This is a genomic window from Allobosea sp. (assembly GCF_048595345.1).
Classification (GTDB): domain Bacteria; phylum Pseudomonadota; class Alphaproteobacteria; order Rhizobiales; family Beijerinckiaceae; genus Allobosea.
This window is the reverse complement of sequence record NZ_JBMDWH010000156.1, coordinates 1-6,885: the sequence shown is the minus strand read 5'-3', so window position 1 is coordinate 6,885 and position 6,885 is coordinate 1. Positions and strand designations below refer to the sequence as shown.

At 67.7% G+C, this 6,885-nt stretch carries 7 protein-coding genes; all 7 read right to left on the bottom strand.

What is annotated here, in order from left to right; genetic code table 11:
• On the bottom strand, window positions 1–335 hold a 335-nt coding region (locus ACOJTB_RS14485), incomplete at its 3' end, for an S-adenosylmethionine synthetase N-terminal domain-containing protein (RefSeq protein ID WP_420103229.1).
• 143 nt (window positions 336–478) lie between these two features.
• Entirely contained in the window at window positions 479–889 is a 411-nt protein-coding gene (locus ACOJTB_RS14480; protein WP_420103231.1) for a helix-turn-helix domain-containing protein, read from the bottom strand.
• Between the two features lie 133 nt (window positions 890–1,022).
• Window positions 1,023–2,615 (bottom strand): apolipoprotein N-acyltransferase, encoded by a 1,593-nt coding sequence (lnt, locus tag ACOJTB_RS14475; RefSeq protein WP_420103228.1) that lies wholly within the window; start codon window positions 2,613–2,615, stop codon window positions 1,023–1,025.
• The gene (locus tag ACOJTB_RS14470) at window positions 2,615–3,607 is read right to left on the bottom strand and encodes a hemolysin family protein (RefSeq protein WP_420103227.1); all 993 of its coding nucleotides are present in this window, start codon (window positions 3,605–3,607) and stop codon (window positions 2,615–2,617) included. Before ACOJTB_RS14470 ends, lnt begins: the two co-directional genes overlap by 1 nt.
• A 5-nt stretch (window positions 3,608–3,612) precedes the next feature.
• Entirely contained in the window at window positions 3,613–4,188 is a 576-nt protein-coding gene (gene ybeY, locus ACOJTB_RS14465) for an rRNA maturation RNase YbeY (protein ID WP_420103226.1), read from the bottom strand.
• Window positions 4,185–5,327 (bottom strand): PhoH family protein, encoded by a 1,143-nt coding sequence (locus ACOJTB_RS14460; protein WP_420103225.1) that lies wholly within the window; start codon window positions 5,325–5,327, stop codon window positions 4,185–4,187. The genes ybeY and ACOJTB_RS14460 overlap by 4 nt, the downstream gene beginning before the upstream one ends.
• Before the next feature lie 156 nt (window positions 5,328–5,483).
• Complete coding sequence (gene miaB / locus ACOJTB_RS14455) at window positions 5,484–6,854, bottom strand: tRNA (N6-isopentenyl adenosine(37)-C2)-methylthiotransferase MiaB (RefSeq protein WP_420103230.1); 1,371 nt, start codon at window positions 6,852–6,854, stop codon at window positions 5,484–5,486.
• Between the last annotated feature and the right edge of the window lie 31 nt (window positions 6,855–6,885).

Here is a 6,885-nt window from a genome sequence, read left to right as displayed (position 1 = left end):
GACTGCGGATGCAGCAGCACGTCGATCTTGGCCTTCTTCCAGTGGAAGCCGTCCTGCTCGTAGCCGATGTTGCGGATCGCCTTGCGGGCGGCCGACTTGACCTTGCTCTTCATCGCCTTCTCGTCGAGCGAGGTGCGAACCTCGCCGGCGATGACCACGCGGTTGGTGGTGGCCAGCGTTTCGCAGGCGACACGGACCTGCGCCGGGTCCATGCCGGCCTTGATCGCCTCCTTGAAGAACAGATCCACGATCTCGTCAGAGATGCGGTCGCAGACCTTGTCGGGATGGCCTTCGGACACCGATTCGCTGGTAAAAAGGTAATTCTGGCGGGACACGATCAGCCTCGACGAAAACGGCGCGAGCGCGCCAGACGGGAAAAAACGCGGCTCGTCAATGACGCCCGCCGCGTTCGCCGTCAAGCCTTATAATCCGTTTATCGGTAAGATCGTTCGACAACCCGAACGCGAAGACGCCGGAATCAGGCTTTTTCCGCTTCTTCGTCCGCCATCGCCTCGACCAGATCGATCACCCGGCGGCGGATCTTCACGTTCTTGATGCGGGTGAAGGCCTTGGTCAGCTGCACGCCCTCGCTCGTGGCGAGGAAGTCGGAGATATATGTCGTGGAAGCGGAATCGGCGAAACCAGCGGAGGTGATGTCGCCGGTCGGGGCCCCGTCGAAGAAGAAGGAGACGGGCACGTCGAGCATCTTGGCGATCTGCTGGAGGCGGCTGGCGCTGATGCGATTCGAACCCTTCTCGTATTTCTGCACCTGCTGAAAGGTCAGTCCCAGCGATTCGCCGAGCTTTTCCTGGCTGATTCCGGCCAGCATGCGCCGCATACGGACGCGACTGCCGACATGCCGGTCGATCGGATTGGGGACTTTCTTGATAGACGTCACTGGCTCACCTGGTCTTAGCTATCGTCAGGCCAGGAGCCGCCTTCCTGGTCGGCGCGGGACCTGTGATGTATTACAAGTCACGCTTGACGTCCACCGCCCTGACGCTGCGTCCGCTCGCTGGCGGTCATCGCCGTCTGAAAACTCCGGCCAGCAGGAAGAGCAGGGCGAGCCCGAAAAACAGCGCATCTCCAACCCTGCCGTAGACGGTCTGCGGCCCACTGCGCGGGAGCGCGCTGTCCAGCACGCCCTCGCTGCCCAGCGGCAGACTGGACACCACCCGGCCATATGCATCGACTACGGCGGAAATACCAGTATTGGCGACGCGCACGAGCGGAAGCCCCTCCTCGACGCTGCGCAGGCGGGCCTGGGCGAAATGCTGATAAGGGCCGCTGGTCACGCCGAACCAGCCGTCATTGGTCAGATTCAGGAAGAATCCAGGCCGCACGCCGCGCGGCAGGACTTCGCCCGGGAATACGACTTCGTAGCAGATCAGCGGCGCGGCCGGGGGCAGGCCCTTGATCGTCATGGCCGCGTGACGGGTCCCGGCCGCAAAGCCGCCGGGCACCGAGACGAATTGCGACAGCCCCACCGCCCGGATCACGGTGCCCAGGATCGGCGGCAGATATTCGCCGAAGGGCACGAGATGCACCTTGTCGTAGCTGGAGAGGATCGCGCCCTCGTCGTTAACCACCTGAATCGAATTGTAGATCGGAGGGCGGGCCTCGCCCGGCAAAGCCTCCCCCGCCCGTGCCGCCCCGGTGATCAACGTGACGTCCGGCGGCAGCGCCGCCGCGATCCGCGACAGCGCACCCGGCGTGCGGCCAAGCAGGAAAGGAAACGCCGATTCCGGCCAGATGACATGGGTGACGCCCGCAAGGCCGGGGTTCTGCGGGCTGGTCGCGCGGTCGCTCAGTTCGAGATAGCGATCGAGGATCGCGGCGCCGTTGGCGGCACTGAACTTGTCGTCCTGCGACAGATTGGGTTGCATCAGGCGCAGCTTGACGCCGGCCACCAGCGGGGAGGGCGCGGACGGCACGCGCCAGAAGCCGAAGGCGAAGAGCCCAGCAAGGGCTGCGGCCCCCAGCGCGGGCGCCGTCCAGCGCGCCGCAGCGCTCTCGCCGGTGCCGATCACGGCGGGGCTCGCGCCGATCGCGACCGCCAGCAGGGTGAGGCCGTACAGGCCCAGCACCGAAGCGATCTGCTCCAGATGCACCTCCCCGGTCAGCATCATGCCATAGACGTTCCAGGGAAAGCCCGTGAGCACATGGCCGCGCAGCCATTCGCTGAGGCCCAGCATCGCCGCGAGCACGAGGATGCGGGTCGCGCCGGCCGGCCAGAGCAGCCGCGCGCAGCCGAAGCCCAGCGCCGGGAAGAGGGCGAGGAAGGCCGGCAGCGCCACGACGCCGAACGGCATCGCCCAGGCGAATTTATCGGCCTCGACCAGAAACGCCGCGCCCAGCCACCACAACCCGGCGATGAAGAAGCCGAAGCCCCACCACCAGCCGGCGGCGAAGCCCGCGCGGAAGCGCCCGCCGCGCGTGGTGCCGACAGCCCCGTCGAGCAGCCAGACCGCGACGGTCATCGGCACGAACAGAGCGGGCCACCAGTCGAGGGGCGCCAGGGCCAGCGCGCCGCAGGCGCCCGCCGCGAAGGCGATGAGCCGCTTGCGCCATCCCCAGGCGAGGACGACGCTTTCGGCGAGGCTGGCCGCACGCATCAGCCGGGCTCCATCACCGCTTCTTCGGGAGCCTTGTCGTCACGGCGCCGGATCGTCAGGCGCCGCACGCGGCGCTGATCGGATTCGACGACCTCGAAGGACAGGCCCTCCGGACCCTCGACGATCTCGCCCTGGGTCGGCACGCGCCCTGCCAGGGTGACGATCAGCCCGCCCAGCGTGTCGATGTCGTCCGCCACCTCGTTGCCGGAGAGATCGACGCCGGTCGCCTGTTTCAGCTCGTCGAGGGTGGCACGGGCATCGGCGCTGAAGCAGTTTTCACCGGCCGGCGCGATCGTCGCCTCGTCCATGTCGTGCTCGTCCTCGATATCGCCGACGACGATCTCGATCAGGTCCTCGATCGAGACGAGACCGTCCGTGCCACCATATTCGTCGATCACGAGCGCGATATGGGTGCGCGTGGCCTGCATCCGCACCAGCAGGTCGACCGCGGGCATGGAAGGAGGCACATAGAGCACCGGCCGCAGCAGCTTGGTGGCCGAGAGCGGCTTGGTGAGATCGACCGCGGCGAGGTTATGCGGTGTCGAGACCGGGACGTCCTCCGGAGGCAAGGCGCGCGCGGCCGGCGGCAGGGATTTGCCGGCGATATACTCGAGGAAGTCGCGGATATGGACCATGCCGCGCGGCTCATCGAGCGAATCGTCGAAGACCGGCAGGCGCGAATGGCCCGCCTTGCGGAACTCCGCCAGCAGCTGGTCGAGAGTCACATCCGAGGGGACGGCGGCGATATCGGCGCGCGGCACCATGACGTCGCCGACGCGGCGCTCGCGCAGGCTGAGCACATTGGTGAGCATGGCGCGCTCCTGCGCCGAGAGATCGGCGAGTTCGCCATTGGCTTCCGCCAGCGCCTCGACGATGTCCTCGCGGGCGGTGCCGCCGCCGCGCAGCCCGAGCCGGTCGAGGAAGTGGCCGAGCCAGTGGCCGAGGCCGCGGCTGCCATTGTCGTGCTGGGATTGTCGACTGTCGTCGCTCATCGTCGTCAGGGTTCTGCCAGGGAAGGGGCCGCAGCGGTCACGAGATCCGCATCGGCATAGGGGTCGGCGATGCCGAGGGAAGCCAGGGCCGCGATTTCGAGTGCCTCCATCCGGCGCGCCTCGGCTTCGGTCTCGTGATCCTCACCCAGCAGATGCAGCAGGCCGTGGATGACGAGATGGCGAAGATGGTCGGGCAAGGCCTTGCCTTCGTCGCCAGCCTCGCGCGCGACCGTCTCGAAGGCCAGCACGATATCGCCGAGCACGGGGCTGGCCGCGATGCGGTCCGGCGGCGCCGCCGGAAAGGAGAGCACGTTCGTCGCCTTGTCGAAGCCGCGCCATTCCCGGTTTACTCGGCGGATGCGGGCATCGTCGGTCAGCAGAACGCTGAGTTCGGCGCCGGCGAGCGGCCGGCACGCGGAAACGGCAAGGCCGGCATGAACCGCCTCGCTCACCAGCGCCCGAAGGCCCTTGAGATCGCTCAGCTCGCGCCAGCGGCGCGACTGGGCCCGGATATCGAGCGCGACATCGGGCAAAGGCTTCGCGGGCGGCACCGAGCGCCGCCCGCGAGGTCGATCGTTCATCGCGGCCGCTCCCGCGCCAGCATCCGCTTCAACCCTTCGCTGTCGCCTTCGCCCTGCGGCTCGGCGGCCGGACGCCGCATGGCCTCCTCGCGCTCGTCGCGCTCGCGACGGGCCTGCGTCTCATAGGCCATGACGATGCGTCGCACCAGTTCATGACGCACGACATCGCCCTCCTCGAAGCGGGCATAGCCGATGCCTTCGACGTCCTTGAGCAGCTTCACGGCCTCGACCAGCCCGGAACGCTGGCCCGGCGGCAAGTCGATCTGGGAGGGATCGCCGGTGATGATCATGCGCGAGCCCTCGCCGAGGCGGGTCAGGAACATCTTCATCTGCATCGAGGTCGCGTTCTGCGCCTCGTCGAGCAGCACCACGGCGTTGGACAGGGTGCGCCCGCGCATGAAGGCGAGGGGCGCGATCTCGATCATGCCCGTCTGCAGGCCACGCTCGACATGGCGGGCCTCCATGAAGTCGTTCAGCGCGTCGTAGATCGGCCGCAGATAGGGATCGACCTTCTCGCGCATGTCGCCGGGCAGGAAGCCGAGACGCTCGCCCGCCTCCACCGCCGGGCGCGACAGCACCATGCGCTCGACCACGCCCTGCTCGATCAGCGAGACGGCATGGCCGACGGCGAGCCAGGTCTTGCCGGTGCCGGCCGGGCCTTCGGCGAGGGTGAGTTCATGGCGCTTGAGCTGGCGCAGATAAGCGTCCTGCGCCGCGTTGCGGGCGCGCACGGGGCCGCGCTTGCGGGTGACGATGGCGTCGAAGGAGGCGCGGCCGGCGTCGGCGGTGGGGAAGAGCGAGCGCTGAACGTTGCTCTCCTCGATCGCACCGTCGACATCGCCCAGCGTCACGGCCGAACCGGCCTTGGCACGGGCATAGAGCGTCTTCAGCACGCGGCCGGCCTGCTCGGCGGTCTCGCGCGGTCCCTTGACGGTGGCGTGATTGCCGTTGGGACTGACGACGACGCCGAGCCGCCGCTCCAGATGGGCCAGATGCTGGTCATATTGGCCGAAGACGAGGCTGGCGAGACGGTTGTCCTCGAAGGTGAGCGTCAGCTCTGTGGCCGGCAAGCCGCCGCTGGCGAGGCTCTCTCCGCGCGCGGGTTCGCGCCGCGGGTTCCGGTCCGGTTTCGGGGTCATCGCGTCAGCCTGTGCCAAATGCGTCGTCTCCCTGAAGATGTCGTCCCGCCGGCAGGAGTGCCGGGAGGGGTCGTCTCGCACCATAACCGAACGCAACGGTTTCAGCCTGATGACAGCACGGCGCCCATCTGCAGATGGGGCCGGGGACAGGCGCACTCAAGCGGCGATTTCCTTGCTCGGCGCCTCGGCGGTGCCGAGCAGACGGCCGAACAGGGAATTGGTGCTGGTCCGCTCGATCACCACCCGCACGATCTCACCGATCCGATTCGTCTCGCTCTCGATCTGAACAGCCTGCAGGTAAGGTGACTTTCCGGCAAGCTGGCCGGGATAACGGCCGGCACGCTCCAGCAGAACCTCGACCTCGCGGCCGACCATCGCGGCGTTGAAGGCCTGGCGATGGTGCTCGATGCGCTCCTGCAGGCGGTAGAGGCGCTCATCCATCACCTCGCGCGGCACCTGCTCCGTCAGATCCGCAGCGGGGGTGCCGGGGCGCGGCGAATATTTGAAGGAATAGCTGGAGGCGAAGCCGATCTCGTCGACAAGTCGGATCGTGTCCTCGAACTCGGCATCGGTCTCGCCGGGGAAGCCGACGATGAAATCGGAGGAGAGCGCGATGTCGGGGCGTGCGGCCCTGATGCGGTCGATCAGGCGGCGATATTCGTCCGCCGTATGCTTGCGGTTCATCGCCGCCAGGATGCGATCCGAGCCGGCCTGTACCGGCAGATGCAGGAAGGGCATGGCCTGCGGCAGATCGCGATGGGCCGCGATGAGATCGTCGTCCATGTCGCGCGGATGGCTGGTGGTGTAGCGGATGCGGGCGATGCCCGGCACCTCGGCGACGCGGCGCATCAGCCGCGCCAGACCCCAGACGGCGCCGTCCGGACCCTCGCCGTGATAGGCGTTGACGTTCTGGCCGATCAGGGTGACGTCACGCACGCCGGCCTGCGCCAGGCGCTCGACCTCGGCCAGGACCTGCGCGACCGGGCGCGAAAATTCCGCGCCGCGCGTATAGGGCACGACGCAGAAGGCGCAGAACTTGTCGCAGCCTTCCTGAACGGTGACGAAAGCGCAGACGCCGCGGGCGCGGATCGCCTGAGGCCTGGGCGCGGGCAGGAAGCCGAATTTGTCCTCGATCGGGAGGTCGGTATCGACGACGCGCTTGCCCGCCGCTTCCGCCAGCAGTTCCGGCAGGCGGTGATAGGCCTGCGGGCCGACGACGAGATCGACCGCCGGCTGGCGACGCTGGATCTCGGCGCCCTCCGCCTGCGCAACGCAGCCGGCGACGACGATGCGGGTCTCCTGGCCTTCCGCTTTCTGCGCGTTCTTGAGATCGCGCAGCTTGCCGAGCTCGGTGTAGACCTTCTGCACCGCCCGGTCGCGGATATGGCAGGTGTTGAGCAGGATGAGATCCGCCCCCTCCGGCGACGCCGTCTCCTCGAAGCCCTGCTCGCCCAGAATGTCGGCCATGCGCTGCCCGTCATAGACGTTCATCTGGCAGCCGAAGGACTTGATGTGGACTTTCTTCATCGTCGCGGTCGGGTTCTCCAAACCGTCTCCT

Coding starts and splice junctions, on each gene's coding strand:
- lnt (WP_420103228.1), bottom strand. CDS start 2,615: ATGCGTGCGGCCAGCCTCGCCGAAAGCGTCGTCCTCGCCTGGGGATGG.
- ACOJTB_RS14470 (WP_420103227.1), bottom strand. CDS start 3,607: ATGAGCGACGACAGTCGACAATCCCAGCACGACAATGGCAGCCGCGGC.
- ybeY (WP_420103226.1), bottom strand. CDS start 4,188: ATGAACGATCGACCTCGCGGGCGGCGCTCGGTGCCGCCCGCGAAGCCT.
- ACOJTB_RS14460 (WP_420103225.1), bottom strand. CDS start 5,327: ATGACCCCGAAACCGGACCGGAACCCGCGGCGCGAACCCGCGCGCGGA.
- miaB (WP_420103230.1), bottom strand. CDS start 6,854: ATGAAGAAAGTCCACATCAAGTCCTTCGGCTGCCAGATGAACGTCTAT.